This is a genomic window from Kitasatospora sp. NPDC051705, assembly GCF_044453265.1.
In the GTDB taxonomy this organism is placed as follows: Bacteria; Actinomycetota; Actinomycetes; order Streptomycetales; family Streptomycetaceae; genus Kitasatospora.
This window is the reverse complement of record NZ_JBITCO010000045.1, coordinates 1-26,858: the sequence shown is the minus strand read 5'-3', so window position 1 is coordinate 26,858 and position 26,858 is coordinate 1. Positions and strand designations below refer to the sequence as shown.

The following is a 26,858-nucleotide window of genomic DNA, read 5'->3' as shown; positions in this document are numbered from 1 at the left end:
GGCTCCACCCTGGTCTCTGTACTGGTCGGTGTCCGTGTGATCGGCGGCTGGCCGCACACGGTCACGATACGTCGGGGTCACCGCCCGTTCGGTCGACGGGACGCGGTGACGGTAGACCGGCAGCGTACCCGGGCCGGTGGAGCGCCCGGCGCGGGGCGAGGCGTCAGTTGTCCGGGGAGCGCAGCACCCGGAGGTGGCCGCGGCGGCCGGCCTCGGTGGAATCGCCCTCGGGCGAGCGGCCCTGACGGGGGGTCTGCGGGCGGGCGGCCTCGCGGACGGCGTTGGCCAGCGCCTCCAGGTCGTCGCTGCTGCGGCGCAGCGGCCCGGCCTCGGCGGCGAGCCGGACGACCTCCCAGCCGCGCGGGGCGGTGAGCCGCTCGGCGTGCTCGGCGCACAGGTCGTAGCAGTGCGGTTCGGCGTAGGTGGCGAGCGGGCCCAGGACGGCGGTGGAATCCGCGTAGACGTACGTCAGCGTCGCGACGGCCGGCCGGCCGCACGCGGTCCGCGAACAACGACGTACAGAGCTCACGAGGGTGGACGGTACCGCACTCCCCGCCGGGGAGCGAAGACCGCCTGCCCGGTGGGTGTGCCGTGTCGCGGTCCGGGCACCCCCTGACAGCCCCTCGCCGCGCGCGGCGGGCACGGTGCGCGGCACGCCCCTCCCGCGCTCCGATCGCCCCGCCCGCTCGGGTGTGCGCCCGCCACCCCGGGCGTTTCCCCGTCGGAGTAGTCCACTTCCGACCGTCCAAGGACTACCCTCGGCAGTGATATGGACAGCTCTGCACCGCAGTCATCGACGGGACCCTCGCGCCGTCCCCGGCACCGCGACCGGCACGGCAGGGGGCTGCGCGGCCCGCTGGCGCCGCCGCAGGTGCCGATCTCGCTCACCCGCTCCGAACTGTTCGACGACTACGTGCGCGAGTCGGTGGAGCGTCTCGAACGGCGTTGGCCGCAGCTGATCGAGGTGGAGTTCGCCGTCCAGGAGGTGCCGCTGCACGAGCCCGACGCGGCCGAGACCGAGGACGGCGTGCCGCTGGGGCGGGTGTCGCCGGGCAAGCAGGGGCGCAAGAGCCAGATCGTGGTCTACCGGCGGCCGGTGGAGATCCGGGCCAAGACGCGGGAGGACCGCGCGGCGCTGGTGCACGAGATCCTGATCGAGCAGGTGGCCGAGCTGCTGGGGCTGTCGCCGGACGCCATCGACCCGCGCTACGACGAGGACTGAGCCCCGCGCGGCCGTGCGGACGGGGGCGGTGCCCGGAGGACCCGGGCACCGCCCCCGTCGGCGGATCAGCGCAGCACGACGCCCGGATCCTGGGCGGCCTGCGGGACCTTGACGGTGCTGCGGTCGTCGCGCAGCGCCTGGACGGTGAACATCGGCACGTCCTTGGCGGGCAGCGAGAGCATCCGGGCGGCCGTCACCGGGCCGCCGGAGACGGTCTCCACGGTGAGCGCGAAGGTGCCGTTCAGCCCGGCGGGCTCGGGCGCCGGGAGGGCGACCGTGCCGCCGGCCGGCAGCTGCACCTCCTTGGTCGCCGGGGTGCCGCCGCCGGAGCCGGCCGAGGCGGTGACCCGGACGGTGGCGGCGTCGCCGGTGGAGGTCAGGAACAGCGTCGAGGCGCCCGCCCGGTTGTCGGCGACGGTGGCGCGGGCACCGACCGGGGCGCTGCCGGTGAGCCAGGCCGCGTCGCTCTTGCCGTTGCCCCCGGCCCGGTCGACCCGCAGGCCGGCCACGACCGGGGTGGGGTGCTTGTCGTCGGTCGGCGACAGCCGCAGCCCGGCGACCTCGTCGCGGGTGACCTTCCCCAGGTCGACGGCGGCCACCATGCCCGCCTTGACGTGGATGGTCTCGTTGCCGGCCGGGGTGAACCAGCCGTTCTTGCCGGAGAGCTGGATCTTCAGGTCGGCGTCGTCCTCCGGCGGCGCCCAGACCACCAGGCGGGCCGCGGACGCGTCGGCGGGCAGGCCGGGCATGACCTGGGTGGCGGCCGGGTCGGCCGAGGCCGGGATCCAGTCGGCGCCCTTGTTCCCGTCGGCGGCGTGCAGCGCCGCGCCGAGCCGCCCGCTGCGCACGACCACGTGCACCGCGAGGTCGCCGACGGCGCCCTTGGTGAGGGTGGACAGCAGCACCGACTGCGAGCTGCCGGGGGCGACGGTGATGCCGTTGGCGGCGTCGTTGTCGATCAGGCCCTTGTCGCCGTACAGCTTGATGTCGACCACGGCGGCGGCGGCCTCGGTGTTCACCAGGCTGACGTAGTCGACCCGGTCGCCGGCCGTGCTGGCGCCGGCGAACCAGAAGCCCGTCCCGGCCGGGGTGCAGGTGAGGCCGGACAGGCCGAGGCCGCGCTGCTCGGTGACCACGGTGGTCTGGGTGACGGTGAACCCGGGGGCGAGGGCGCCGTTGGCGACGGCCCCGGTGCCCGGGGCGGCGTCGCCGTTGGCGGCCGGGCCGGTGGCCGGGGTGCCCGGCTTGGCCAGGGTCAGCCGGGCGTCGGAGGGTGCGCCGCCCTTGTCCGCGGGGGCGCCCGAACCGGTGGGGGCCGGGGTGGCCGAGCCGGTCGGCGCCGGCGTGGCCGCGGGTGCGGTGGTCGGCGCGGTGGCGGGCGCGGCGGCGTCGGAGAGCCAGCCGGCACCGGTGGTGGCGCCGCCCGTGCCCGGCGGCGTGTAGGCGGTCAGGGTGGTCGAGCCGGTCAGGCCCTGGAGCGGCTGCGGGCAGACCGCCGACGTCCGTTCGACCTGCGCGGTGCTCGGGACGACACCGCCGTCGGCCTTCGCCGGGGCGGCCGGCGGGCGGGCCTCGGCGATCCCGAGGACCGCCGCCAGCACGACGGCCGCGGCCAGCAGGGACGGCGTGGTCCTGGTGCCGCCGGAGCGGGCGGCGGGCCGGCCGGCCGACGCCTCCTCCGGCGCCTCCTCCGGGGCGTACCCGGGCCGCTCGGCCTCGGTGGGCCCGGCCGCGTCGGGGGCCTCGGACCCGGACTTCTTCCTGAATGCGGGCTTCTTCATCGCGGGTCAGCTCCCCGATCCGTGCTGGTGCGGGTACCGGCCCGTGCCGTTGGGGTCGTTCGGGTCGTAGTAGGGCTCGGCCGGCGGCTGCCCCGGCACCCACGGCTGCTGGTGCTCCGTCTGCGGGTAGGCCTCGTAGCCGTACTGCTGGTCCTGCTGGTACGGCTGCTCGTAGCCCTGCTGCGGGTACGCCTGCTGCGGGTAGCCCGCCCCGGCCTCCCCCTGGGGGTACTCCCACTCGCCCTGGCCGCCGTACGGCGCGGACACCGGCTGCTGGGCCGCGTACTGGTCGTAGCTGTACGGGTCGGCCTGCTGGTACGTCTGGTACGGGTCGGCGTACGGCTCGGCGTCCTGGACGGCGGCGGCCGCCTGGACCGCCCCGGTCACCGGGTCGCCGGCCGGCTGCGCCGGGACGCCGCCCGGCCGGCCCTCGTAGACCCCGGCCTCGTCGGAGCCGTCCCCGCCGCCCTCGCCGCCCTCGCGCTCGGCCATCCGGCGGGCCCGGCGGCTGCCGGGGGCGGGCGCCTGCGCCTGGGCCGCGGCGGCCAGCGCGGCGGCGGCCACCACCTCCTCGGGCAGGTCGTCGTCCTTGTGGCTGCGGCGACCGGGCAGGGCGAGCACCAGGACGGTGAGGCCGAGCAGCACCTGGGCCCAGATCCAGCCGGTGTGCAGGAAGCCGTTCGCCCGGGTGACGGCCAGCTTGCCGCCGCCGGCCGGGAGCTTGAAGCCCTGCGCCCAGCCGTCCACCGTGACGGCCTCCAGCGCGGTGCCGTCCAGGGTGGCCCGCCACTCGGGGGCGGCGGACTCGGCGAGCCGCAGCACCCGGCCGTCGGGGCCGGCCGGCACGGTCGTCGCGAGGTCGCGGACCCCGGCGGGGACGACCACCGGGGCGGCGCCCGGAGCGGTGATCACCGCGCGGACCCCGGGGGCGCCGTTGATCTGCCAGAGCGCGGAGTCGCCGTCCTGGTTGGCCTTGACCAGGCCGGGGGTGGTGTCCAGGACGTCCTTGTAGGTGCCGATCACCGGCTGCTCGACCAGCACGTAGGCGATGCCGTAGGCGGCCAGTGCGCTGGCCTGGTCGGCGCCGGAGCCGGCCAGCAGGCTGCCGACCATCTTGTTCAGGCCGGCCTGGGTGCCGGTCGCCGGGTCGACGGTGGACTCGGCCTGGCCGAGCGTCAGGCCGGCGCCGCGGACCACGGTGTAGCGGACGGCGCCGCCGGCCGGGTCCCCGGTGACCACGAGGGTGCGGGCCCGGTCGGAGGTACCGGCCTCCTCGGCGATGAACGCGGGCACCTGACCGGCCGCGGCGCGCTGCAGCGGCCCGCCGGCGCCGGTGAGCGCCCACCACAGACCGGTGCCCAGCGGGGCCAGCACGGCGGTGGCCACCACCAGCGCGGCCACCGGCTGGCGCCAGCCGAAGGCGATCCCGGCCACGCGCGCGTTGGCGCCGTCGGCACCGATCGCGGCGGCGGCCAGCAGGGCGATCCCGGCGATCAGCGAGGCCGGGCCGGCCCAGGCGGGCACGGCCGGGCCGCCGGAGGCCGGGGTCACCGAGGTGCCGGCCACCGCGACCGCGAAGAGCAGTCCGGCACCGGCCGCACCCCAGGCGGCCAGCACCGCGCGGCGGCGGTCGGCGCGCAGCAGCGCGGCGAGCGCGGCGAGCACCACACCGGCCGACAGCCACACCGGCGGCACGCCGGCACCGCCCGGGTTGACCAGCAGCAGGCCGACCGCGCTCGCACCGGCGCCGTGCAGGCCCGGCAGACCGGCCTCCAGCAACAGCGACTGCGGGTGCGACAGCACCGTGAGCGACCAGGGCGCGAGCACCCCGACCGGCACCGCGAGGATCACCAGGACGCGCAGGCCGAGCAGGCGCAGCGCGGCACCGCCGGAGCCGAAGGCCCCGCCGCGCAGCACGGCGACGACCAGCGTCGCCAGGCAGAGCGGCACCGCGAGCGCCCAGGTCAGCGGGACGAAGGCGGTGGCGAGGGAGAGCAGCAGGACGGTCATCCAGACCGGCCGCCAGCCCGGGCGGGCGCCCTTGGCGGCGCTCTCGTCGCGGATGCCGAGGCCGGCCGCGATCGCCGCGGCGCGGGCCAGCGGCGGCAGCAGGACGGCGAGCACGGCGGTGCCGATCCGGCCCTGGGCGAGTGCGCCGGTGGCGGCCGGCAGCAGCGCGTAGGTGGCGCTGGCCCAGGCGCGGACCAGCTTGGAGTCCAGCAGCGGCCGGGACACCAGGTAGGCGCTGACGGCGGCCAGCGGAACGGTGAGCACGATCAGCGCGGTGAGCGCGAGGTCGGCGTGGCCGAACAGCGTCCAGGACAGCACCGCGAGCACGCCGAGGTACGGCGGTGCGGCCGCGGTGGATCCGGTGCCGACGGGGTGCCAGGCGTCCGCGTACATCGACCAGAGGCCGCTCGCACCGTCCGTGGCGGGGAGCAGGGCGCCGCCGAACAGCTCGCCGCTGCCGAACAGGCTGCGGCAGGCGACCAGGGCGAACACCAGCAGGGCCGCGAACAGGACCGGCGCCGGGCGCCGGGCCAGCTTCTTGACCAGCGTGAACTGCTCGACGACCAGGTCCTCGGCGTCCTCGTCGCCGGGCCCGGCCTCGACCGAGCCGTGCCGGCCCCCGGTGTCGTCGCCGCCCCCTATGCCGAGCGACCCGATGACGCCCTCGATGGCGAGCCGGGTGGTGGCGCCGGGCGGCGGGAACAGCGTGCGGTCGTCGAGGGCGTCGGCGGCCCGGGTCCGGGCGCGCCGCTTGCGGGCGGCCAGCAGCCTCGGGAGGCGGACGAGCTCGTGGCCGAGGCCGGCGAGCTCGTCGAAGGCCTGCCGGGGGTCCTTGCCGAGCAGGTTGGTGACGGCCCGCAGCAGGGTGCCGAGCACCATCCGCAGCAGGACGTAGGGGAAGAGCGCGCCCTTGCAGTTGGCGAGCAGGGTGTAGACGGCGCCGGCCTTGTCCACCCGGTGCGGGTGGGAGGGGCCGCAGTCGATGGCGCGGCGTTCGCGGCTGGCCGCCTCGGCGTGCCGCAGCACGGCGTCGGGGGCGACCACCACGCGGTGGCCGGCGGCGTTGACCCGCCAGCAGAAGTCGGCGTCGTCGCGCATCAGCGGCAGCGCCTTGTCGAAGCCGCCGAGCTCCTCGAAGACGTCGCGGCGCACCAGCATGCCGGCGCTGGAGACGGCGAGCACCGGACGGACCTGGTCGTGCTGGCCCTGGTCCTGCTCGCGGCGGTCGAGCCCGGTCCAGCGGCGGCCGGAGTGGGCGATGGTGACGCCGACCTCGAGCAGCTGCCGGCGGTCGTACCAGCTGCGCAGCTTGGGGCCGACGACGGCGGCGCTGGGGGTGGAGTCGGCGACCTGCAGGAGCCGGCGCAGCGCGTCGGTCTGCGGCTCGCAGTCGTCGTGCAGCAGCCAGAGCCATTCGATCGGCTGGGTCTCGCGCGGGCCGCCGCGGCCGAGGTCGTCCTCCTGGGCGAGCGGGTCGCCGAAGTCGTCCCAGCCGCCGGTGACCGGGTCGTAGCCGGACGGGTCGAGCCGGTACGGGAGGTCCTCGGGGCGCAGCGGCGGGCTGTTGAAGACGGCCTCGGCGACGGCGGTGCCGAAGCCCGCCCGGCGGCCGAGGATCACCGGGCCGCTCTCCGGCAGCCAGTCGGCGAGGGTGTCGGCGAGCAGCTGCGGGGAGTTGTCGGTGGATCCGGTGTCGACCGCGAGGACCCGCTGGACCTGGCGGTCCTGGCCGAGCAGGCCGGCGAGGGCCTGCGGCAGCCAGCGGGCGCCGTCGTGCGAGACGATCACCGCGGTGACCAGGTGGCGCGGGTAGGCGGGCGGCCTGGCAGCGGTGAAGCCGCTCTGGTGGCTGTAGACGGTCATCGAGTGCGCGGGCCCCAGTTCTCGGTGGACACAGCCGGTGAACGGCAACCGGATGGCGCACCACACTAACGGCTCCGGATGGCGGGTTCGTCCGCGGTGCCGGTGCGGAAGCGGTGAAGGGCCGGGCGGGCCCGGGCCCGGGAACACGAAAGCGCCCCACCACCGCGGTGAGGCGCCCGTACTGCTGTGCGGTTGTCGGAGGCTTGACGGGGCCCTGGGGCGACCCGGTCAGACCGCGCTCTTCTTGAGCCGCCGCCGCTCGCGCTCGGAGAGGCCGCCCCAGATGCCGAAGCGCTCGTCATTGGCGAGCGCGTACTCCAGGCATTCCGAGCGGACCTCGCAGGCGAGGCAGACCTTCTTGGCCTCGCGGGTGGAGCCGCCCTTCTCGGGGAAGAAGGACTCGGGGTCGGTCTGGGCGCACAACGCGCGCTCCTGCCAGCCGAGTTCCTCCTCTTCCTCCGCGATGCCGTCACCGATCAACAGCTCAAAGAGCTCGCTCATGTGGCGCGCCTCCTCTGCCCCTACTTGGCGTCCCCGTGGTTGCCGTTGCCTCGTGCGGCCGACGACACGAGTGAAATTACAGTTGCGTCACTCTGGCCCAGTCAAGCCGAGCTCTGGTATTGGGGCCAGGATTCACTCCCCGGCACCAAGCCGTTACGAATAGTGTACATATCCGGACACATCGGACGTTCTGCCCGAAAGCCCCGGACGTCATCGAACCATTCGCAACCATCGGCCGAGTGACGCTCGGTCACCATCACAGGCCGGTCATCGCCCTGCCTTCCCGGCGATCTTCCCATCGAAACATAGACAGTGATTAATCACCCCATCCGGGAAAGATCAGGACCTAACCCACCTGAACGCCCCATACTCCGGTTTGACACCGGCGCCGCCGATGCGGTCTCCTTTCCTCCATGTCAGAGTTCACCAGCCCCCGGAGCGGTTCCACGCTCCGTCGTGCCGTGAACTCCTGTTGTCGCCTCTGCTCCTGCTGTATCTAGGCGCCCGCGTCCCACCGCGCGCCGCCCCCAGGAAGCACAGAGGCCGCCCGCGATTCCCGCCCCAGGACATCCCGGATCCGGCTGATCCCTGACGAACCAGCCGCCACTCCGAGGACGACTCCCGTGCGCATGACCCGCATCCGCAAGCGGAACCGCGACCGCAACAAACTCGCCCGCCGAGGCCTCGTCGCGCCCGCCGCCACCCGCCCCACCGAGCACCCGGCCGACCGCCGCACCTCCGGCTGGGACGACGGCCTCAGCGACGTCTCCATCGCCGGCGACCCGCTCGCCTTCCCGCACCTGGCCCGCACCGACCTGCCGGAGCACCCCACCACCGTCGCCGAGTACGCCCGGCTGGTCCGCGAGATCGCCGCCGACCGCGACCGCTGGGAACCCCTCGTCCGCTACGACGCCCTCACCCGCTGGTACGCCCGGCTGGAGACCGGCCCCGGCTACGAGGTCTGGCTGCTCAGCTGGCTGCCCGGCCAGAGCAGCGGCTTCCACGACCACGGCGAGTCCTCCGGCGTGATGACCGTCGTCCGGGGCGAGCTGATCGAGCGCTCCCTCACCCTCCCCCAGCAGTCCGCCGGGGGTGCCCACGGCGGCGCGGTCGCCCGCACCCTGCGCCCCGGCGGGCAGCGGGTCTTCTCCCCCGGCTACCTGCACGAGGTCGTCAACGGCGCGCTCGAACCCGCCGTCTCCATCCACCTCTACTCCCCGGGCCTCACCGAGATGACCCAGTACGGCGCCGCCGCCGTCCCCGAGCAGCACCCGCACACCCAGGCCGAGGCCCACTGACCGACCGCCCGACCTCCCGTCGGCCCGCCGCCGCACCGCCCGCGGCCCGGCTGACGGGACGTCGGGCCGTGGCAGGATGGGCGCATGCGCATCGTGGCACTGGCAGGCGGAATCGGCGGGGCGCGCTTCCTGCGCGGACTCCTCGCGGCCGTCGGCCCGCAGGACGAGATCACCGTCATCGGCAACACCGGGGACGACATCCACCTCTACGGGCTCAAGGTCTGCCCCGACCTCGACACCGTGATGTACACCCTCGGCGGCGGCATCAACGAGGAACAGGGCTGGGGCCGCACCGACGAGACCTGGTCGATCAAGGCCGAGATGAAGGAGTACGGCGTCGGCCCCGAGTGGTTCGGGCTCGGCGACCGCGACTTCGCCACCCACCTCGTGCGCAGCCAGATGCTCACCGCCGGGTACAGCCTCAGCCAGGTCACCGAGGCCCTCTGCGTGCGCTGGAAGCCCGGGGTGCGACTGCTGCCGATGAGCGACGACCGGGTCGAGACCCACGTGCGGATCACCGACGAGCGGGGCACCCGGGCGGTCCATTTCCAGGAGTACTGGGTCAAGCTGCACGCCGCCGTGGACGCCGAGGCGATCATCCCGGTCGGCGCGGACACCGCCAAGCCGGCGCCCGGCGTCCTGGAGGCCCTCGCCGCCGCCGACGTCATCCTCTTCCCGCCGTCCAACCCGGTCGTCTCCATCGGCACCATCCTCGCCGTCCCCGGCATCCGGGAGGCCGTCGCCGCCGCCCCTGCGCCCGTGGTCGGGCTCTCCCCGATCATCGGCGGCGCCCCGGTGCGCGGCATGGCCGACAAGGTGCTCGCCGCCGTCGGCGTCGAGGCCACCGCCGAGGCCGTCGCCCTGAACTACGGATCCGGGCTGATCGACGGCTGGCTCGTCGACACCGCCGACGAGGGCGCGGTGGCCGCCGTCGAGGCCGCCGGGATCGCCTGCCGCGCCGTCCCGCTGCTGATGACCGACGTCGAGGCCACCGCCGCGATGGCGCGGGCCGCGCTGGACCTCGCGGAGCAGGTGCGGAAGTGACGGTGCGGATCCTCCCGGTCGAGGGGCTCCCGGAGGTCGCCGCCGGGGACGACCTCGCCGCGCTGCTCGCCAAGGCCGCCGACTACGAGGACGGCGACATCCTGCTGGTCACCTCGAAGATCGTCAGCAAGGCCGAGGGCCGGCTGCTGCACGCCGCCGACCGGGAGGCGGCGATCGACGCCGAGACCGTCCGGGTGGTCGCCCGGCGCGGCCCGGCCCGGATCGTCGAGAACCGCAACGGCTTCGTCATGGCCGCCGCCGGCGTCGACGCCTCCAACACCGCCCCCGGCACCGTCCTGCTGCTGCCCGAGGACCCCGACGCCTCCGCCCGCGCGCTGCGCGCCGGGCTCCGGCGGCTCACCGGCCGCCGGCTCGCCGTCCTCGTCACCGACACCTTCGGCCGGCCCTGGCGCAACGGGCTCACCGACGTCGCCGTCGGCGCCGCCGGGATGTCCGTCCTGGCGGACCACCGCGGCCGCACCGACAGCCACGGCAACGAACTGACCCTCACCGTCACCGCGACCGCCGACGAACTCGCCGCCGCCGGCGACCTGGTGAAGGGCAAGGCCGACGGGGTACCGGTCGCCGTCGTCCGCGGACTCGGCCACCTCGTCACCGTCGAGGACGGCGAGGGCACCCGGCCGCTGGTGCGGCCCGCCGCCGACGACATGTTCCGGCTCGGCACCTCCGAGGCGCTGCGCCGGGCCGTCACCCTGCGGCGCACCGTCCGCGCCTTCACCCCCGAGCCGGTCGACCCCGCCGCCGTCCGGCGCGCCGTCGCCGCCGCCGTCACCGCGCCCGCCCCGCACCACACCACGCCGTGGCGGTTCGTGCTGCTGGAGTCCGCCGGCACCCGCACCCGGCTGCTCGACGCGATGCTCGCCGCCTGGCAGCGCGACCTGCGCGACCTCGACGGCTGGGACGACGCCAGGATCGCCCGCCGCACCGCCCGCGGCGACGTGCTGCGCGACGCGCCGTACCTGGTCGTGCCCTGCCTGGTCATGGACGGCTCGCACGAGTACCCCGACCCGCGGCGCGCCACCGCCGAGCGGGAGATGTTCACCGTCGCCCTCGGTGCCGCCGTCCAGAACCTGCTGGTCGCCCTCACCGGCGAGGGCTACGGCACCGCCTGGGTCTCCTCCACCATGTTCTGCCGCGACACCGTGCGCGCCGCCCTCGACCTCCCCGACGGCTGGGACCCGATGGGCGCCGTCGCCGTCGGCCGCCCCGCCGAACCGCCCCGGGACCGCCCCGAGCGCGCCGCCGACGCCTTCATCGAGGTGCGGTAGCCGCTCGGCGGCCGCAGGTCCGCGGTGGTGCTCAGCGACCGCGGTGGTCCTCGGGGGCGAGCCGGGGGCCGTAACGGGGGGCCCGGGCGCCGGCGGCCAGCAGGAGGCGGCAGACCCGGTGGCGGTGCGGGCGGTACGGCTCCAGCAGGGCGAGCATCTGGCCGTCGTCGCTGCGGGGGCGGCCGGCCAGCGCCCAGCCGACCAGGTTCGGCAGGTGGAAGTCGCCGACCGACACCGCGTCCGGGTCGCCGTTGCTGCGCTGCAGGGTCTCCGCCGCCGTCCAGACGCCGACGCCCGGGACGGCGGTGAGGCGGGCGAAGGCCTCGGCGTGCCCCATCGCGGAGGCCTCCTCCAGCCGGGGCGCCAGCCGGACGGCCCGCACGACCGTCGCCGAGCGCTTCGGGTCCACCCCGGCGCGGTGCCACTCCCAGCTCGGCACCAGCGCCCACTCACGGGCCGACGGCGCCACCCGCATCCCCTCCGCCGGGCCCGGGGCCGGACTGCCGAAGCCCCGCAGCAGGGCCCGCCAGGCGCGGTACGCCTCGTCGGTGGTCACCTTCTGCTCCAGGATCGCGGGGACGAGCGACTCCAGCACCAGGCCCGTCCGGGTGAGCCGGACACCGGCGGTGCGGCGCTGGACGTCCCGCAGCGGCCCGGGCGGCAGCACCAGGCCCTCCGGATCGTCCTCCGCGCCGAGCAGGGCCGGCAGCCGCTCGAGCAGCCACGGCGCGCCCGGGCCCCAGGCGGTGGCCTCCACCTCGCCGGCGCCGGGCCGTGCCAGCACCCGCAGCGTGCCGATCCCGGCCGGGGTCCGCGACGCCCGCCAGACGGCGCCGTCGCCGGTGGTCCGGTAGGACGGGTCGGCGGGGCCCCGGCGCAGCGGCAGCAGGGTCCGGGCCGCGTCCAGCGGGAACCCGGGCCGCCAGCGCCGCACCGCCCCGTCCGTCACCGCCCGCGCCTCCTCCGCTGTCCGGCTCCACCGCCTTCGTCGACCATGGGGATATGAACGATACGCGGCTGCCGGAGCTGCCCTCCGGGGACGAGAACGCGGTGCGGGCGCTGTACCGCAGGGCGCTGGAGGGGTGGAACCTGCGGGACGGCTCGGCCGCCGCCGGGCCCTTCGCCGAGGACGGCGAGCTGATCGGGCACGACGGGACGAGGTACCGCGGGCGCTCGGCGATCGCCGCCGAACTCGGCCGGATCTTCGCGGACCACCCGACGCCGGAGTACGTCGCCGAGGTGCGCCGGGTCCGGGCGCTGGCGGCCGGCGTCGCCCAGCTGGACGCCGTCACGGGGCTGGTGCCGGACGACGCGGAGGACCTCGACCCGGCGCTCAACGCGGTCCAGACGGTGATCGCGGTGAACGCCGGGTCGGGCTGGCGGATCGCCCTGATGCAGAACACGCCGGCGCGCTACGACCACCGGCCGGACCTCGCGGCGGCCCTGACGGCGGAACTGCGCGCGCTGATCGGGCGCGGGCCCGGGCCCCGGTAGTCGGCCCGGCGGGCGGAGACGGGCCACCCGCCGCGCGCCCCGCGGCGGGTCCGACACCCCTCCCGGCCTCCCACCCGAAGGCCGTAGGCTGGGGCGCACCATGACTGCGCCTTTCGCTGCCGATGCCCGCACCCCCGTCGAGCTGCTGCACGCATACCTGCGCGGCGGCACGCCCTCGGTCGACCCAGCGGCCCCGCTGGTCACCTTCTACGACGACGCCACCGGTGAACGGGTGGAGCTGTCCGCCCGGACATTCGACAACTGGGTGGCCAAGACCGCCAACCTCCTCCAGGACGAGTTGAACGCCGGCCCGGGCGACCGGGCCGCCCTGCTGTTGCCCGCCCACTGGCAGAGCGCCGTCTGGCTGCTCGCCTGCTGGTCCGTCGGGGTGACGGCGGTGCCGGCCGGCGAGCCGGACACCGCCGACCTGGTGGTCAGCGGCCCGGACGGCCTGACGGCGGCCCAGGCCTGCTCCGGCGAGCGCGTCGCCCTGGCGCTGCGCCCGCTCGGCGGGCGCTTCCCGCAGCGCCCGGACGGCTTCCTCGACTACGCCGCCGAGGTGCCCGGCCAGGGCGACCGCTTCGCGCCGTACTCCCCCGTCGCCCCGGACGGACAGGCCCTGGAGACGGCCGTGGACGGCCTGCCGCTGAAGCTGACCGGCGAACAGACCGTCGCGCTGGCCAGGGAGGGCGCGGCGCGCCTCGCGCTGCAGCCGGGCGACCGGGTGCTGTCCACGCTGTCGTTCGACGACTGGGCGGGCCTGGAGGCCGGCCTGCTGGCACCGCTGGCGGCCGGCGCCTCGGTGGTGCTGTGCCGCAACTCGCAGTCGCTGAGCGACGAGCAGTGGGAGAAGCGCACCGAATCCGAACGGGTGACAGTGCGCCTCGGGTAACCCCCGGCCCCGACCCGACGGGTAGGGATCCCTGCCATGGCCGAGGACGACACCGCGCACCCCCCGACCGACACCCCTCCCCCGGGCGCCCCCGCGTCCGGACCCGGACGCCCGCGACGGCGCCGGCGGTGGCTGATGATCACCGCCGGCGTCGTCGCGTTCCTGCTGGTCGCCATCGGGGCGCTGCTCTGGATCGCCTACCGCAAGCTGGACGACAACATCCAGACCGACTCCGCCACCGACCGGCTCCTCGCCCGGCTGGAGGCCGAGCGGCCGAGCCGGACGGCGGGTGCCAAGGGCGCCGAGAACATCCTGCTGATCGGCAGCGACGACCGCTCCGGCAGCAACGCCACGTACGGCGGCGAGCAGGGCACCCAGCGCTCGGACACCACGATCCTGCTGCACCTGGCCGCCGACCGGAAGCACGCGACGGCCGTCTCCATCCCGCGGGACGTCATGGTCTCCGTCCCCGCCTGCGAGAAGCCGGACGGCACCCGGAGCAGGGCCGGGCTGATGCAGTTCAACTGGGCGTTCGAGACGGGCGGCCCGGCCTGTTCGATCCGCACCGTCGAGCAGCTGAGCGGCATCCGGATCGACCACTACGTGATCCTCGACTTCCACGGCTTCAAGTCGATGGTGGACGCGATCGGCGGGGTCGAGGTGTGCGTCCCGCAGCCGATCCACGACAAGGACGCCAAGCTCGACCTGCCCGCCGGGCGGCAGACCCTGCACGGCGAGCAGGCACTGGGCTACGTCCGCGCCCGGGAGAGCCTGGGCGACGGCAGCGACACCCAGCGGATGGGCCGTCAGCAGCAGTTCCTGGCCGCGCTGATCCGCAAGGTGCAGTCGCAGGGCGTGCTGCTGAACCCGGCGCGGCTGTGGCCGCTGCTGGACGCGGCGACCTCCTCGGTCAAGGCCGACGGCGGGCTGTCCTCGCTCGGCGCGCTGTACGACCTCACCCAGGACCTGCGCGGCATCCCGTCGGCGGACGTGGTGTTCCTGACCGCTCCGCGCCGCCCGTACCGGTACGACTCGGACCGGGACGAGTTCGTCCAGCCGCAGACCACCCAGCTGTTCACCGCGCTGCGGGACGACCGGCCGGTCGCCGTCCGGCCGCCCGCGTCCGCGGCCTCGTCCGCGGCCTCGCCGGGCGCCGCGGCGGGCGCGACGCCCGGCCCCGGGAGCGCGACCGGCCCGGCCTCCGACGGGGCGGTCGCGCTCCCGGCGTCACCCTCGGCGGTGGCCTCTCCCACCTTCGAGGGGCGCACGGCCGACACGGACGCCTGCGCGCCGCACTGAGGCGGCGCCGCCGGGCTTTGCCCTCCCATTACTCCCCCATGACGGAAGTCACACCCGGAACGATTCCCCCGTTCGGCTCGTCTAGTGTGTCCGGATCGGCCCGTCGTACGGGTGGGCCGGAGCCGTGGCCGGTCGAAGGTAGGGAACCCCGTGTACGAGGAGAAACCGGAAACCGGTCAGTACCGCGTCGACCCGGCCTCCGGGATCCCCCGCCAGCGCCGCCGCACGGCCGCCGAACCGACCGCCGCCCCCGCCGCCGAGGGGGGCCGCCGGGACTCCCGCCGCCGCGCGGCCGCCGCCGCCAAACGGGCCCGGCGCCGCCGGGTGCTCAAGTGGACCGCCGGGACGGGCGCCCTGGCGATGGTCGCGGGCTGCGGCGGCGCGTACTACCTGTACCAGCACTTCAACAGCAACATCACCTCCGTCAAGGTGCAGCTCGGCAGCGAGGAGGAGCGGCCCAAGGCCGCCGGGGAGGCGCTGAACGTCCTGGTGCTGGGCACCGACAGCCGGAAGGGCCTCGGGCGGGACTACGGCGACGAGGGCAGCAACGGGCACGCCGACACCACCCTGCTGTTCCACATCGCCAAGGACCGTTCCAACGCGACGGTGATCAGCATCCCGCGCGACCTCATGGTGCCGATCCCGGAGTGCCAGAGCGCCGACGGCAAGCGGATCCCGGGCGCCGCGCGGGACATGTTCAACAACAGCCTCGGTCAGGAGGGCCGCGACCCGGGCTGTTCGTGGAAGACCGTCGAGAAGGTCACCGGGATCCGGGTCGACCACTTCGTGCAGGTCAACTTCGAGGCGGTGAAGTCCCTCTCGACCGCGGTCGGCGGGGTCGAGGTGTGCGTGGCCAAGGACATCAACGACACGGACTCGCACCTGAGGATGAGCAAGGGCCGGCACGTGGTGCAGGGTGACGACGCGCTGGCCTTCGTCCGCACCCGGCACGCCGTCGGCTTCGGCGGGGACCTCACCCGGATCCCGCTCCAGCAGCAGTTCATCAGCTCGATGATCCGCAAGATCAAGAGCGACGACACCCTGACCAGCCCGAGCAAGCTCTACCGGCTCGCGGACGCCGCCACCAGGGCGCTCACCGTGGACTCCGGGATCGGCAGCGTCGACAAGCTGAAGGACCTCGCGCTGGACATCAGCAAGGTGGACACCAAGAACATCACCTTCGCCACCGTGCCCGTCCTGGACGACCCCAAGGACAAGGACCGCCTGGTGCTCAAGCAGCCCGACGCGGGACAGCTGTTCTCGATGATCGCCACCGACCGCTCGCTGACCGAGACCGCCGCCCCCGCCACGGCCGAACCCGCTCCGGCCGGCTCCGGGGAGGCCTCGCCGGCCGCCACGGCCCCGGCCACCACCGCCCCGGCCGTGGACGCCAAGGCCGTCCGGGTCACGGTGCGCAACGGCAGCGGGACCCGCGGACAGTCCGGGCCGACCGTGGACCGGCTCCGGGCGAAGGGCTTCACCAAGGCGCTGACCGGCCCGGACGCACCCGCCGCGGCGACCACCTCGGTCTCCTACCCGACGGGCCAGGACGCCGCGGCCGCCGCGCTGGCCGCCGCCCTCGGAGTGCCCGGCGACGCCGTCCGGCCGGACCCGAAGGCGGACCCGAAGGGCCCGCTGATGGTCGTGCTCGGCAAGGACGTGCTGGCCGCACCGGCCACCGCCCCGGCCGCGCCCACCGAGGCGCCGAAGGACCTCCAGCGGGTGCAGGCGGACGACACCGACGTCTGCGCCAAGTAGCCTGGCCGCCGCGGCCGTTGCGGCGGGGCGGCCGGGCCGGGAGGCTCAACCGGCCTTGGAGAGCACGTCCTTGGAGGCCGGTCCGACGCTGTTTATCACCCGGCGGGCCAGCTTCCGGGGCGAGGTGAGGAAGCCGAAGCCCCAGCTGAGGTGCATCGTCCCGAGCGCCACCGGCAGCAGCGCCTTGGCCTTGAGGGACAGGCCCCGGCCCTCGACCAGGCCGCCGCCGAGGATGCCCAGCAGGTAGGCGCCCGGCACCGCGAGGAAGGCCGGGTGGACGGCGGCGCCCAGCACCAGGCCGAGCGTCACCGCCAGGAGGGCGGCCGGCGGGGCCAGGTAGCGCAGGTTGACCGAGCCGCGGTGGTAGCGGGTGACCACTCGGCGCCAGCGGCCGTAGTCCTTGTACTGCTTGGCGAGCGCCCGCACCGAGGGACGGGGCCGGTACGTCACCTTCAGCTGGGGGGTGAACCAGACCAGCCCGCCGTCCTGGCGGATCCGGTAGTTGAGCTCCCAGTCCTGGGCGCGGATGAACTCCTCGTTGTAACCGCCGAGCCGCTCCAGCACCTCCCGCCGGAACACCCCGAGGTAGACGGTGTCCGCCGGGCCGGCCAGACCGCCGGTGTGGAAGGCGGCGTTGCCGACGCCGATCTTCGAGGTCATCGCGGCGGCGACCGCGTTCTCCCACTCGGTCTCGCCCTCGGCGTGCATGATGCCGCCGACGTTGGCGGCCTCCATCTCGCCGAGCAGCCGCACCGCCGTGGTGATGTAGCCGGGGGTCAGCAGGCCGTGACCGTCCACGCGCACCACTATCGGGTGGTGCGACCCGCGGATCGCGGCGTTCAGCCCTGCGGGGGTGCGGCCGGTGGGGTTCGCCACGGTGCGTACCCGCGGGTCCTCCGCCACCAGTTCGGCCGCGATCTCCGCGGTCCGGTCGGTGGACGGACCGAGGGCGATCACCACCTCCATCGGCCCGGGGTACTCCTGATCCAGGATGCGCCGAACCGCCGTACGCAGGTGTCGTTCCTCGTTGAGCACCGGCATGATCACGGAGACAGCCGGCAGCTCCTCAGCAGCCTTGGTGTTCATCGGGGCCAACCGTACCGGTGCGGACGCGTCTCCGTCTTGTCCCGGTCTGGGCGGCCGGAGGCACCCCTGTGCACGGGGCCGGTCCGGTGATCACGGCCACCGTACTCCGCCCGCCTTCCGGGGCCGCATCCGGGGCGGGCCGGACCGGTTCCGGAGGCCCGAACCGGACCGGAACCGGGCGCTGCGGGCCCTCCGGGCGGGCTCCGGAGGCCGTCGGCGCGGGTTCGGTGCAGGTTCGGCGCAGGTTCGGCGCACGTGGTGAACGGCGGTGAATACCCGGGGGCCGGGCGCTGTGCGCACCCGGCCCCCGGCCCCCGTTCCCCCCGGTTCCCCCGGTTCCCCCGTTCCCCCCGGGAGGGCGGCTCCCCAGGCCGCCGGCTCAGTCCGTCGCGATGGCCGCGAGGACGTTCATCCGCCCGGCCCGGAAGGCCGGGACGAGGGCGGCGACCAGGCCGATCACCGCGGAGGCGACCAGCGTGACCGCGATCGTGGTGGTCGGCACCGAGAGCGTGTCCAGCCCCTGGTCCCGCAGCACCCGCTGGGCGGTGACGCCCCAGGCCAGGCCGAGCCCGGTGCCGAGGACCGCGCCGAACACCGCGATCACCACGGACTCCAGCCGGATCATCCGGCGCAGCTGGCGGCGGGAGAGCCCGATCGCCCGCAGCAGACCGATCTCGCGGGTCCGCTCGACCACCGACAGCGCCAGGGTGTTGACCACCCCGAGGACGGCGACCGTGATGGAGAGGCCGACCAGGCCGTAGATCAGGTAGAGCAGGGTGTTGACCTGCGACTGCACGACCTCCTTGTAGCCCGCCTGGTCCTTGACGGTCAGCTGCGGGTACTCCTTGAGCGCGCTCTCCAGGGCGGTCAGCGTCCGGGCCACGTCGGCGCCGGCGGAGGCCTTGGCGAAGAAGGTCCACACCGGCGGCTGCTCGGCGGCCGGGACCACCCGGGCCATGGTGTCGAAGTCGACGAAGGAGCCGTCGCCGAACAGCGAGCCCTTCGCGAGGACCGCACCGACCGGCAGCACCTGGGTGCGGCCCTGGCCGTAGGCGACGGTGACCTGGTCGCCGAGCTTCAGGTGGTGGTCCGCGGCGAAGGCCTCGCCGACGCCCAGCGAGCCGCGCCCGATGGCGTCCACCGACCCGGAGACGACCGGGAGGTGGAAGTCGGTGCCGAAGAACGCGGGCGGCACGGCGGTGAGCTCGGTCCTGGCGCTGCTGCCGTCCGGCAGCAGCAGCCTGGGGGCGAAGTTCTTCTGGGTGGTGACGTGGTCGATGCCCGGGGTCCGGCGGACCGCGTCCAGCATCTCGTCGGTGACCGCGGTGCGGCCGCCCTGGACGATGTAGTCCGCACCGACCGAGCGGTCGATCTGGGCGTTGGCCGAGGTGACCGCCGAGGCGCTGAACACCGAGGAGCCGATCACCAGCGCCAGTCCGATCATCAGCGCGGCGGCGGTGGCGCCGGTACGACGCGGGTTGCGCATCGCGTTGCGCTGGGCGAGCCGGCCGGACGGGCCGAACAGGGCCGGCAGCAGCGCACCGAGCACCCGGACCACCACGGTGGCCAGCAGCGGCCCGAGCACCACGAAGCCGATCAGGGTGAGCAGCACGCCCAGGCCCAGGTACTCCCCACCGGTGGCCGCCTTCTCAGCCCGCGCACCGAGCACCAGCAGCGCGCCGCCGCCCGCCGTCAGGACCAGGCCGAGGACGGTGCGGACCAGGGCGGCCCGGCCCTCCGCCGGCGTCCCGTGGTCGCGCAGGGCCGCCATCGGCGCGATCCGGCTCGCCCGGCGCGCCGGGACCCAGGCCGCCACCAGGGTGACCACGATGCCCAGGGCGTACCCCGCGACGAACGGGCTCGGGCCGATCTGCAGGTCGCTCGCCCGCAGGTCCATGCCGATCGCGTTCATCAGCCGGATCAGGCCGACCGCGATCCCCAGCCCCGCACCGACCCCGAGGGTCGAGCCGAGCAGGCCCAGGATCAGCGCCTCCACCAGCACCGAGCGGTTCACCTGCCGGCGGCTGCCGCCGATGGCGCGCAGCAGGCCGATCTCCCGGGTGCGCTGGGCGACCAGCATCGAGAAGGTGTTGATGATCAGGAAGCCGCCGACGAACGCCGAGATCAGCGCGAAGCCGAGCATCGCGTTCTTCATGAAGTCGAGGCCGCTGCCGACGCTCTTGGCGTTCTCGTCCTGCTGCTCGGCCGCCGTCTTCACCTGGTAGCCGGTGCCCAGCCGGGCCAGGGCGTCGGCCTTGAGCAGGTCGTTGCCGCGGCTGCCGTCGCCGAACGCCTCGACCGAGGTGAAGGCCTGCTCGCCGAGCAGCACCCGCTGCGCCGTCGGGGTGTCCAGGAAGGCCAGCGCCGCGCCCGGGTTGGTCGTGGTGAAGGTGGCGATGCCCGCGACGGTGAACTCGTGCCTGCCGCCCGGGTCGTCGACCCGCAGCCGGGCACCGAGGCCGAGCTTCGCCTTCTTCGCGGTGTCCGCGTCCAGGACCAGCTCGCCGGAGTTCTGCGGGGCGTGGCCCTGCGTGATGCGCACGGGGGTGCGCGGGGTCTCGGTCCAGTTGCCGACCAGGGTCGGCGCACCACTGGTCGGACCGACCAGCTTGTCGGTGGCCGGGTCGACCAGGGTCGCGTCCTGGACCATGACCTGGCCGACCGCCGTCCGCACCCCGGGCACCGCGGCGACCTGCTGGACGACCGCCACCGGGACGGTCCGCGGCTTGCCGGCCGCCTGCTGCTCCTCGTCCTCGGCCGGCTTGGGCGGCTGGACGGAGACGTCGGAGGCGGTCGCGGCGAAGAGCTTGTCGAAGGTGCTGGTCGCGGTCTCGGAGAAGACCAGGGTGCCGGAGACGAAGGCCACCGACAGCACCACGGCGACGAGCGAGAGGGCCATCCGGCCCTTGTGGGCGAAGAAGCTCCGCAGAGCGGTTCTGAGCAGCACGATGGTGTCCCGCCCGCTCAGCTGGTGCGCTTGCCGTCGAAACGGCGCATGCGTTCGAGGACGGAGTCGGCGGTGGGCGCGTGCATCTCGTCGACGATCACGCCGTCGGCGAGGAAGAGCACGCGGTCCGCGTAGCCCGCGGCGACCGGGTCGTGGGTGACCATCACGATGGTCTGGCCCAGCTCGTCCACGGAGCGGCGCAGGAAGGTCAGCACCTCGGCGCCGGCCCGGGAGTCCAGGTTGCCGGTGGGCTCGTCCCCGAAGATGATCTCCGGCCGGGCGGCCAGGGCCCGGGCCACGGCGACGCGCTGCTGCTGGCCGCCGGACAGCTGTGCCGGGCGGTGCCGGAGCCGGCCCGCCAGGCCGACGGTCTCCACCACCTGGTCGAGCCAGGCCGTGTCCGGCCGGCGGCCGGCGATGTCCATCGGCAGCGTGATGTTCTCCAGCGCGGTCAGCGTGGGGAGCAGGTTGAACGCCTGGAAGATGAAGCCGATCTTGTCCCGGCGGAGCCTGGTCAGCTGCTTGTCCTTCAGCCCGGTGATCTCGGTGTCGCCGATCCGGATCCGGCCGCTGCTGACCGTGTCCAGGCCCGCCAGGCAGTGCATCAGGGTCGACTTGCCGGAGCCCGAGGGGCCCATGATCGCGGTGAACCGGCCGCGCTGGATGTCCACGTCCACCGCGTCGAGCGCGGTGACCCTGGTCTCGCCGGCGCCGTAGGCCTTGGTGACCTGGCGGGCCGACGCGGCGACGGCGGGGACGCCGCCGGGAAGCTGGGGGTCGTACACGGCTGCTGCTGCCGTCGTCACTGGAGTCTCCTCGGATGTGGGCCCGCCCGTCGACCCCGGCCGGCCCGCCCGCGGGCATGCCGCGGGAAGGAGTCGTCGACCGGGAGTTGACCCCACCCACCGGTTCCGGCGGGCGCCGGCTCCCGGGAGAACCTCGCCCCTCGTCGGTACGAGCGGGGACGTCCACAACGGTAGGAGCGGCGGCCGGCGGGCTCGTCATCCGCCGGAATGAAGCCGCCCAACCAAGGTTCTACGGGGCGCGGCGCCCCTCCCCCTAGGGGGTGCCGCGCCCCGTCTCCGGGACGCCCCGTACGGGGCCCGCGACGGGCTCCTCAGCCGGTCAGCGCCGGCACCGCCAGCCGTTCCAGGGCGTGGGCGAAGCCCTCCACGACCGGGGTCAGCAGGGCGTCGGTCGCGCGCTCGACCAGGGTCGTGCCGTCCTCCCGGGCGGTGATGTGGCGGTCGAGCACGAACCAGCCCTGGGTCACGTGGCCGGCCCCCATCGAGCTGAGCACCGGGCGCAGCGCGTAGTCCACCGCCAGCACGTGCGCGGGCGAGCCGCCGGTGGCCAGCGGCAGGACGGCCTTGCCGGCCAGCGCGTACTGCGGGAGCACGTCCAGCAGCGCCTTCAACAGGCCCGAGTAGGCGGCCTTGTAGACGGGGGTGCCGATGACGACGCCGTCGGCCCGGGCGAACAGCTCGGTGACCGCGACGATCTCCGGGTGGTCGAAGTCGCCGGACAGCAGGGCGTGCGCGGGCAGGGAACGCGCCTCGAAGGGGACGACGTGGTGGCCGCGGGCCTCCAGGAGCGCGTCGACGTGGCGGAGCAGCCGGGTGGTCCGGGACGTGGCGGACGGGGAGCCGGAAACGGACAGGACGGTGGCCATGGGTTCACCTCTGGCTGGAAGCGGGGGCGGCGCGGCGCGGGTGCCGTCGGCGGGGACGGTGCGGGCCGGGGCCGGAGGAAGGGTGTCCGGGCGTCGGTGGGGGTACGCCGGGGTGGTTCGGTGGGCGCGCTTCAGCCGCGACAGAGCGAACAGGCCACACCACGCCGCAGGTCGACGTACCGCCGACGCGTGAGTGCCCAACGCTGATCCATGCCGAAATGCAAACACGGGCCGTTCGAGCCGGTCAAGAATCGTTTCGCCCGTTGAACGGCGGGTGACCGGCTGCGGCGGGCGACCGGCTGCAGCTGGTCACCCGGCGCACCTCCGGCGCCGCCCGCGCGCCGGGCACTCCCCGCCGTGGTGCGGGCGCGCGGACCTTGCCTCGGAACGATCCGACACGTGCATCAAAACTGCTACAAGAGGCCTGGCGGGCCACCCGGTGGGAGTCACCGCGACCGGGGTCGGGCATCCTCGACCACATGAACACGTGGCAGGAGGGCCGCCCGGGCGGCGGCGGGAACCCGTACGGCGGCGGGAACCCGTATGGGGGCGGCGGCAACGGCGGCGCGTACGGGCACGGCGGCACGGCGGCCGAGCCGCCGCTGCCGTCCTCGCTGAACCCGCGCGGACCGGCGGCGCCGGCCCCGCGGCAGCCGGAGCCCCCGTCCCGCCTCGGCGGTGTCCCGCCGCAGGGTCCGGGCGGCCGGCCCGACGGGCCGGGGAGACCCGGGGGTCCGGCCGGGCCCGGCGGACCGGGCGGCCCCGGTGGACCGGGCGGGCCCGCCGGTGCCCGGCCCGCCCCCGCGCCGTCCGGTCGCTGGCCGCGGCGCCGGATCGTCAAGTGGTCGGTCTTCGGCCTGCTGATCGCCGTCATGGTGACCGCCGTGTCCACCTGGTTCTGGGCCGACTCCAAGCTCAACCACGAGAACGTGCTCGCCGACTACCCCGGCCGCCCGGCGGCCGGCAAGGGCACCAACTGGCTGATCGTCGGCTCCGACAGCCGCCAGGGCCTCTCCGAGGGCGAGCAGGACGACCTGCACACCGGCCACGACGAGGGCAAGCGCAGCGACTCGATGATGATCCTGCACGTCGGGGACAACGGGAACACCCTGATGAGCATCCCGCGCGACTCCTGGGTGCCGATCCCGGACCACCCCGGCAGCAACGGCAAGACCGTCAAGGGCACCACCGCCAAGATCAACTCGGCCTTCGGTGCCGGCGGCGGGCGGCTGCTCGTCCAGACCGTCGAGCTCAACACCGGCATCCGCATCGACCACTACGCGGAGATCGGCTTCGCCGGCTTCGTCGGCATCGTCGACTCCATCGGCGGCGTCGAGATGCACATCGACCAGGACGTCAAGGACAAGGACTCCGGCCTCGACCTCAAGGCCGGCGACCAGACCCTCAACGGCAAGCAGGCCCTCGCCTTCGTCCGCCAGCGCCACCAGATGGCCGACCAGGACCTCGGCCGGATGCGCAACCAGCAGAAGTTCCTCGGCGCCCTCGCCCACCAGGCCGCCTCCCCCGGCACCGTGCTCAACCCGTTCACGCTCTACCCGTTGATCGACGCCGGCCTCGGCACCCTGATCGTCGACGACGACGCCGGGCTCACCGACCTCGGCTCGCTCTTCCTCGCCATGAAGGACGTCAACGGCGGCGGCGGCCGGAGCATCACCGTCCCGATCGGCAACGCCGACTTCCGGACCAAGACCGGCGAGTCGGCGGTCCAGTGGGACGCCAACAAGTCCAAGCAGGTCTTCGACGCCTTCAAGAACGACACCGCGGTGCCGGACTTCAAGTGACCCTCCGCGGCAGGCCCTTCACGGCCGGCCCTTCGTGACGCGGACCGGCCGCACCGCCTCGGTCACCGCCACCGCCACCGCCCTCGGACCACCCGGTCCGGGGGCGGTGGCGTGCCCGGCCCGGGCGGTGCCCGCCCGGCGGCGCTCAGCCCGGCAGGCGGTCGAGGGTGATGCCGAAGTGGTCCCGGTACGCCTCCAGGGCCCCGGCGTCGGCGAGTTGCTCCTCGCTGCGGGTGCCGTCCGGGGCGGTGCGCAGGAGCTTCCTGCCGTTGAGGGTGATCCGGCCGCCGTCCTCGGCGAGGAGCGAGCAGGTCGTGCCCCGGGCGAACGGGGAGTCGGGCGAGGTGCTGTGCCACCAGCAGGTCGGGAGGAAGTCCCGGAGCGGGTGGGTCAGGCCGTCCAGCCGGTACTGCGGCGCACCGTCCATCAGGACGTCGAGTTCGCCGTGCTCGCCGTACGGGGCGACGGTGAACGTGCCGTGCGGGTCGGCCTGTTCGGCGCGCTCGTCGAGGAGCAGCGGCCGGCGGCTGAACCGGCCGAAGCCGACGTCCACCAGCCAGGGGCGGTCCAGCTCGACCCGCAGCGCGAGGTGGTCGTACGGCAGTCCGGGCCGGTCACCGTCGAAGACCCGGCCGGCCAGCAGGCTCACCCGGTAGCCCAGGGAGCGGAGCAATTCGGCGAAGGCGCCGTTGAGTTCGTAGCAGAAGCCGCCGCGCCGGCGGGTCACGACCTTGTCCACCAGCAGGCCCGGCTCCAGGACGATCGGCTCGCCGAGGTGGATGCTCAGGTTCTCGAAGGGCACGGCGCGCAGGTGGGCGAGCTGCAGCCGCGCGAGGGCCTCCGGGGACGGTGCACCCGGGTCGGGAAGGGCGATGCGGTCGAGGTAGGCGGCCCGCCGGTCCGGCGTGAGGCCTTCGTGGGGCTTCTCGTGATCCATCCGGCCATTCCACCCGGCCCCGCGGCCGGCCGCCATCGTCCTTTGGACCTACGGCACGAGCCGCAGGGGGCCGCAGAGCGGCGGGAACGCCACCGCCCCGGAGCGGGAAGTCGGATCGACGGACTTCCCGCTCCCGGGGCGGTACGCGTCGGCGTGCGGGTGTGACTACTCGACGACGCCGGACTTGGCGATGGTGATCTTCGCCGAGGTGCGGCCGCTCTGGGAGCCCTTGGACTCGACGAGCTTCACGATGTCCATGCCCTCGACGACCTCGCCGAAGACGACGTGCTTGCCGTCGAGCCAGTCGGTCACGATGGTGGTGATGAAGAACTGCGAGCCGTTGGTGTTGCGGCCGGCGTTGGCCATCGACAGCAGGCCCGGGCGGTCGTGCTTGAGCTGGAAGTTCTCGTCGGCGAACTTCTCGCCGTAGATGCTCTTGCCGCCGGTGCCGTTGTGGTTGGTGAAGTCACCACCCTGCAGCATGAACTGCGGGATCACGCGGTGGAAGCCGGAGCCCTCGTAGCCGAAGCCGTTCTGGCCGGTGGCGAGCTCGCGGAAGTTGCGGGCGGTCTGGGGGACGACGTCGTCGTACAGCTTGAAGACGATGCGGCCCGACGGAACGCCGTCGATCTCGATGTCGAAGAAAACGTTGGAAGCCATGCAGGGATCATGGCACGACCGGCGGGCCGCCGCGCGGTACCCCCGGTGGGCCGCCGCGCGGAGGTGTCGTGCTAGCCGGGCGGCCGGGGAGGCTAGCATCCGTCTCGGGTTGACGTGTTGGGCCACGGCGGCGGGGGCGGCATGCGGATCGGCGAACTGGCGGCACGGACGGGCGTGAGCGAACGCTCGCTGCGCTACTACGAGGAGCAGGGCCTGCTGTTCCCCACCCGGACGCTCGGCGGGCACCGCGAGTACCCGGACGGGGCGGTGGACCGGGTCGTCCTCATCCAGGAGCTGTTCGCAGCCGGGCTGCACAGCCGCAAGATCCACGAGATCCTCCCCTGCATGCGCGACCGCGACGGCGGGCCCAACGAGGTCGCCACCCCGCGGCTGGTCGAGGAGCTCACCGCCGAGCGCGACCGGATCGACCGGATGATCACCGACCTGGTGCGCTCGCGCGAGGTGCTGGACCAGGTGATCAGGACGGCCTCGGAGCGGGCCGCTCCGGGCTCCGCACCGGACCGCCGGGCCCGCTGACCCGGTCGGCGGGCCCGCTAACCGGCCGGCGGGGCCGCGGGCCCCGGCGCGGTGGGTCGCGGCGGCTGCTTCAGCTTGCGCCAGACCGCCTCCAGGGCCGCGATGTCCCCCTCGTCGAGCCGGTCGGTGAAGAGCGGGGCGAGCACCGCGCGCCGGGTCGCGTCCGCCTCGGCGAAGGCCGCCCGGCCCTGTTCGGTCAACTCGATCCGCACCGACCGGGCGTCGGTGGCGGAGGGCGTGCGGTGGACCAGGCCGCGCGCGGCGAGGGCGTCCACGACCCGGGAGACCTGGCTGCGGCTGAGCATGGTCTTCGCCCCGAGGTCGGAGGAGGCGACCGGCTCCCGCTGCCCGTTCAGCCAGAGCATCACCTCGAACCAGGACAGCGCCAGCCCGTGCCTGCGGGTGAGCGCGCGGTCCACCTCGGCCGCGAGGGTGGTGCCGGCCCAGACCAGGCCGTAGAAGACGTGGTCCTGCTCGGAGAGCGGGCCCAGGGTGAGGTCGGCACGGTTCATGGCGTTCATCGTACCGAGGTGCGTGCGTGTACACAGATCACCGGCCCCGCGCCGCCCACCGGATCACCGCCCGCGGCGGTCGCGCGGATTCCGGGCGGCGGCGGGGACGCGCACGGCCCCCGGCCGCGGCGTGCGGTCGGGGGCCGGTGTGCCCGTGATGGGTGCGTTACGGCAGGTTGCGGGCCATGACGATGCGCTGGACCTGGTTGGTGCCCTCGTAGATCTGCGTGATCTTCGCGTCCCGCATCATCCGC

At 74.6% G+C, this 26,858-nt stretch carries 23 protein-coding genes; 10 read left to right on the top strand and 13 right to left on the bottom strand.

Annotated features, from left to right (window positions below):
- Positions 1 to 163: 163 nt before the first annotated feature.
- On the bottom strand, positions 164 to 529 hold the full coding sequence (locus tag ACIA8Q_RS32685) for a DUF3499 domain-containing protein (protein ID WP_360221431.1): 366 nt from the start codon (positions 527 to 529) through the stop codon (positions 164 to 166).
- A gap of 240 nt (positions 530 to 769) precedes the next feature.
- On the opposite strand from ACIA8Q_RS32685, the gene ACIA8Q_RS32680 reads away from it, so the two are divergent.
- Positions 770 to 1,222, top strand: coding sequence for a metallopeptidase family protein (locus tag ACIA8Q_RS32680; RefSeq protein ID WP_360221434.1), 453 nt, complete (start codon positions 770 to 772; stop codon positions 1,220 to 1,222).
- Positions 1,223 to 1,287: 65 nt separating this feature from the next.
- Here the strand turns inward: ACIA8Q_RS32680 and ACIA8Q_RS32675 are convergent, their stop codons facing one another.
- From ACIA8Q_RS32675 to ACIA8Q_RS32665, 3 genes are all read right to left on the bottom strand, one after another.
- On the bottom strand, positions 1,288 to 3,003 hold the full coding sequence (locus ACIA8Q_RS32675) for a DUF5719 family protein (RefSeq protein ID WP_360221436.1): 1,716 nt from the start codon (positions 3,001 to 3,003) through the stop codon (positions 1,288 to 1,290).
- A gap of 6 nt (positions 3,004 to 3,009) precedes the next feature.
- Positions 3,010 to 6,876, bottom strand: a complete 3,867-nt coding sequence (locus ACIA8Q_RS32670; RefSeq protein WP_360221439.1) for a glycosyltransferase — start codon at positions 6,874 to 6,876, stop codon at positions 3,010 to 3,012.
- A gap of 228 nt (positions 6,877 to 7,104) precedes the next feature.
- Positions 7,105 to 7,377 carry a WhiB family transcriptional regulator gene (locus ACIA8Q_RS32665; RefSeq protein ID WP_063349134.1) on the bottom strand — a complete coding sequence of 91 codons (273 nt, stop codon included), beginning with the start codon at positions 7,375 to 7,377 and terminating at the stop codon, positions 7,105 to 7,107.
- Between the two features lie 623 nt (positions 7,378 to 8,000).
- Between ACIA8Q_RS32665 and ACIA8Q_RS32660 the strand changes: the two genes are divergently transcribed.
- The 3 genes from ACIA8Q_RS32660 to ACIA8Q_RS32650 all read left to right on the top strand — a co-directional run bounded on the left by ACIA8Q_RS32660 (position 8,001) and on the right by ACIA8Q_RS32650 (position 11,008).
- Positions 8,001 to 8,675 (top strand): cysteine dioxygenase family protein, encoded by a 675-nt coding sequence (locus ACIA8Q_RS32660; RefSeq protein ID WP_360221442.1) that lies wholly within the window; start codon positions 8,001 to 8,003, stop codon positions 8,673 to 8,675.
- Positions 8,676 to 8,759: 84 nt separating this feature from the next.
- On the top strand, positions 8,760 to 9,719 hold the full coding sequence (cofD, locus tag ACIA8Q_RS32655; protein WP_360221445.1) for a 2-phospho-L-lactate transferase: 960 nt from the start codon (positions 8,760 to 8,762) through the stop codon (positions 9,717 to 9,719).
- The gene (locus tag ACIA8Q_RS32650) at positions 9,716 to 11,008 is read left to right on the top strand and encodes a coenzyme F420-0:L-glutamate ligase (protein ID WP_360221448.1); all 1,293 of its coding nucleotides are present in this window, start codon (positions 9,716 to 9,718) and stop codon (positions 11,006 to 11,008) included. Before cofD ends, ACIA8Q_RS32650 begins: the two co-directional genes overlap by 4 nt.
- Positions 11,009 to 11,039: 31 nt before the next feature.
- On the opposite strand, the gene ACIA8Q_RS32645 is transcribed toward ACIA8Q_RS32650, so the two are convergent.
- Positions 11,040 to 11,957 (bottom strand): DNA-3-methyladenine glycosylase 2 family protein, encoded by a 918-nt coding sequence (locus tag ACIA8Q_RS32645; RefSeq protein ID WP_360221451.1) that lies wholly within the window; start codon positions 11,955 to 11,957, stop codon positions 11,040 to 11,042.
- A gap of 53 nt (positions 11,958 to 12,010) precedes the next feature.
- Between ACIA8Q_RS32645 and ACIA8Q_RS32640 the strand changes: the two genes are divergently transcribed.
- The 4 genes from ACIA8Q_RS32640 (at position 12,011) to ACIA8Q_RS32625 (ending at position 16,451) form a co-directional block, all read left to right on the top strand.
- Positions 12,011 to 12,502 carry an SgcJ/EcaC family oxidoreductase gene (locus tag ACIA8Q_RS32640; protein WP_360221454.1) on the top strand — a complete coding sequence of 164 codons (492 nt, stop codon included), beginning with the start codon at positions 12,011 to 12,013 and terminating at the stop codon, positions 12,500 to 12,502.
- Positions 12,503 to 12,602: 100 nt separating this feature from the next.
- Positions 12,603 to 13,394 carry a TIGR03089 family protein gene (locus tag ACIA8Q_RS32635; protein WP_360221457.1) on the top strand — a complete coding sequence of 264 codons (792 nt, stop codon included), beginning with the start codon at positions 12,603 to 12,605 and terminating at the stop codon, positions 13,392 to 13,394.
- Positions 13,395 to 13,430: 36 nt separating this feature from the next.
- On the top strand, positions 13,431 to 14,693 hold the full coding sequence (locus ACIA8Q_RS32630) for an LCP family protein (protein ID WP_363365650.1): 1,263 nt from the start codon (positions 13,431 to 13,433) through the stop codon (positions 14,691 to 14,693).
- Positions 14,694 to 14,843: 150 nt separating this feature from the next.
- Positions 14,844 to 16,451 carry an LCP family protein gene (locus ACIA8Q_RS32625; RefSeq protein WP_360222794.1) on the top strand — a complete coding sequence of 536 codons (1,608 nt, stop codon included), beginning with the start codon at positions 14,844 to 14,846 and terminating at the stop codon, positions 16,449 to 16,451.
- Positions 16,452 to 16,496: 45 nt separating this feature from the next.
- On the opposite strand, the gene ACIA8Q_RS32620 is transcribed toward ACIA8Q_RS32625, so the two are convergent.
- The 4 genes from ACIA8Q_RS32620 to ssuE all read right to left on the bottom strand — a co-directional run bounded on the left by ACIA8Q_RS32620 (position 16,497) and on the right by ssuE (position 22,156).
- Positions 16,497 to 17,537, bottom strand: a complete 1,041-nt coding sequence (locus tag ACIA8Q_RS32620; protein ID WP_360222797.1) for a glycosyltransferase family 2 protein — start codon at positions 17,535 to 17,537, stop codon at positions 16,497 to 16,499.
- A gap of 379 nt (positions 17,538 to 17,916) precedes the next feature.
- A complete protein-coding gene (locus ACIA8Q_RS32615) occupies positions 17,917 to 20,487 on the bottom strand; it encodes an ABC transporter permease (RefSeq protein ID WP_387908022.1) in 2,571 nt (856 codons plus the stop codon).
- Between the two features lie 14 nt (positions 20,488 to 20,501).
- Positions 20,502 to 21,290, bottom strand: a complete 789-nt coding sequence (locus ACIA8Q_RS32610) for an ABC transporter ATP-binding protein (protein WP_387908019.1) — start codon at positions 21,288 to 21,290, stop codon at positions 20,502 to 20,504.
- A 311-nt stretch (positions 21,291 to 21,601) separates the two neighbouring features.
- A complete protein-coding gene (gene ssuE, locus ACIA8Q_RS32605; RefSeq protein WP_360222800.1) occupies positions 21,602 to 22,156 on the bottom strand; it encodes an NADPH-dependent FMN reductase in 555 nt (184 codons plus the stop codon).
- A 479-nt stretch (positions 22,157 to 22,635) separates the two neighbouring features.
- Between ssuE and ACIA8Q_RS32600 the strand changes: the two genes are divergently transcribed.
- Positions 22,636 to 23,958 (top strand): LCP family protein, encoded by a 1,323-nt coding sequence (locus tag ACIA8Q_RS32600; protein ID WP_360222803.1) that lies wholly within the window; start codon positions 22,636 to 22,638, stop codon positions 23,956 to 23,958.
- A 145-nt stretch (positions 23,959 to 24,103) separates the two neighbouring features.
- Here ACIA8Q_RS32600 and ACIA8Q_RS32595 read toward each other — a convergent pair whose 3' ends face one another.
- Positions 24,104 to 24,895: an arylamine N-acetyltransferase gene (locus ACIA8Q_RS32595; RefSeq protein ID WP_360222806.1), complete on the bottom strand. Its 792-nt coding sequence runs from the start codon at positions 24,893 to 24,895 to the stop codon at positions 24,104 to 24,106.
- 165 nt (positions 24,896 to 25,060) lie between these two features.
- Complete coding sequence (locus ACIA8Q_RS32590) at positions 25,061 to 25,555, bottom strand: peptidylprolyl isomerase (protein ID WP_360222809.1); 495 nt, start codon at positions 25,553 to 25,555, stop codon at positions 25,061 to 25,063.
- A 141-nt stretch (positions 25,556 to 25,696) separates the two neighbouring features.
- On the opposite strand from ACIA8Q_RS32590, the gene ACIA8Q_RS32585 reads away from it, so the two are divergent.
- Positions 25,697 to 26,092, top strand: a complete 396-nt coding sequence (locus ACIA8Q_RS32585) for a MerR family transcriptional regulator (RefSeq protein WP_387907982.1) — start codon at positions 25,697 to 25,699, stop codon at positions 26,090 to 26,092.
- Between the two features lie 17 nt (positions 26,093 to 26,109).
- Here ACIA8Q_RS32585 and ACIA8Q_RS32580 read toward each other — a convergent pair whose 3' ends face one another.
- Both ACIA8Q_RS32580 and ACIA8Q_RS32575 read right to left on the bottom strand, forming a co-directional pair.
- Entirely contained in the window at positions 26,110 to 26,604 is a 495-nt protein-coding gene (locus ACIA8Q_RS32580) for a MarR family transcriptional regulator (protein ID WP_360222815.1), read from the bottom strand.
- A 166-nt stretch (positions 26,605 to 26,770) separates the two neighbouring features.
- Positions 26,771 to 26,858, bottom strand: an 88-nt coding sequence (locus ACIA8Q_RS32575) for an acyl-CoA dehydrogenase family protein (protein ID WP_157846636.1), incomplete at its 5' end; no start/stop codon positions are given.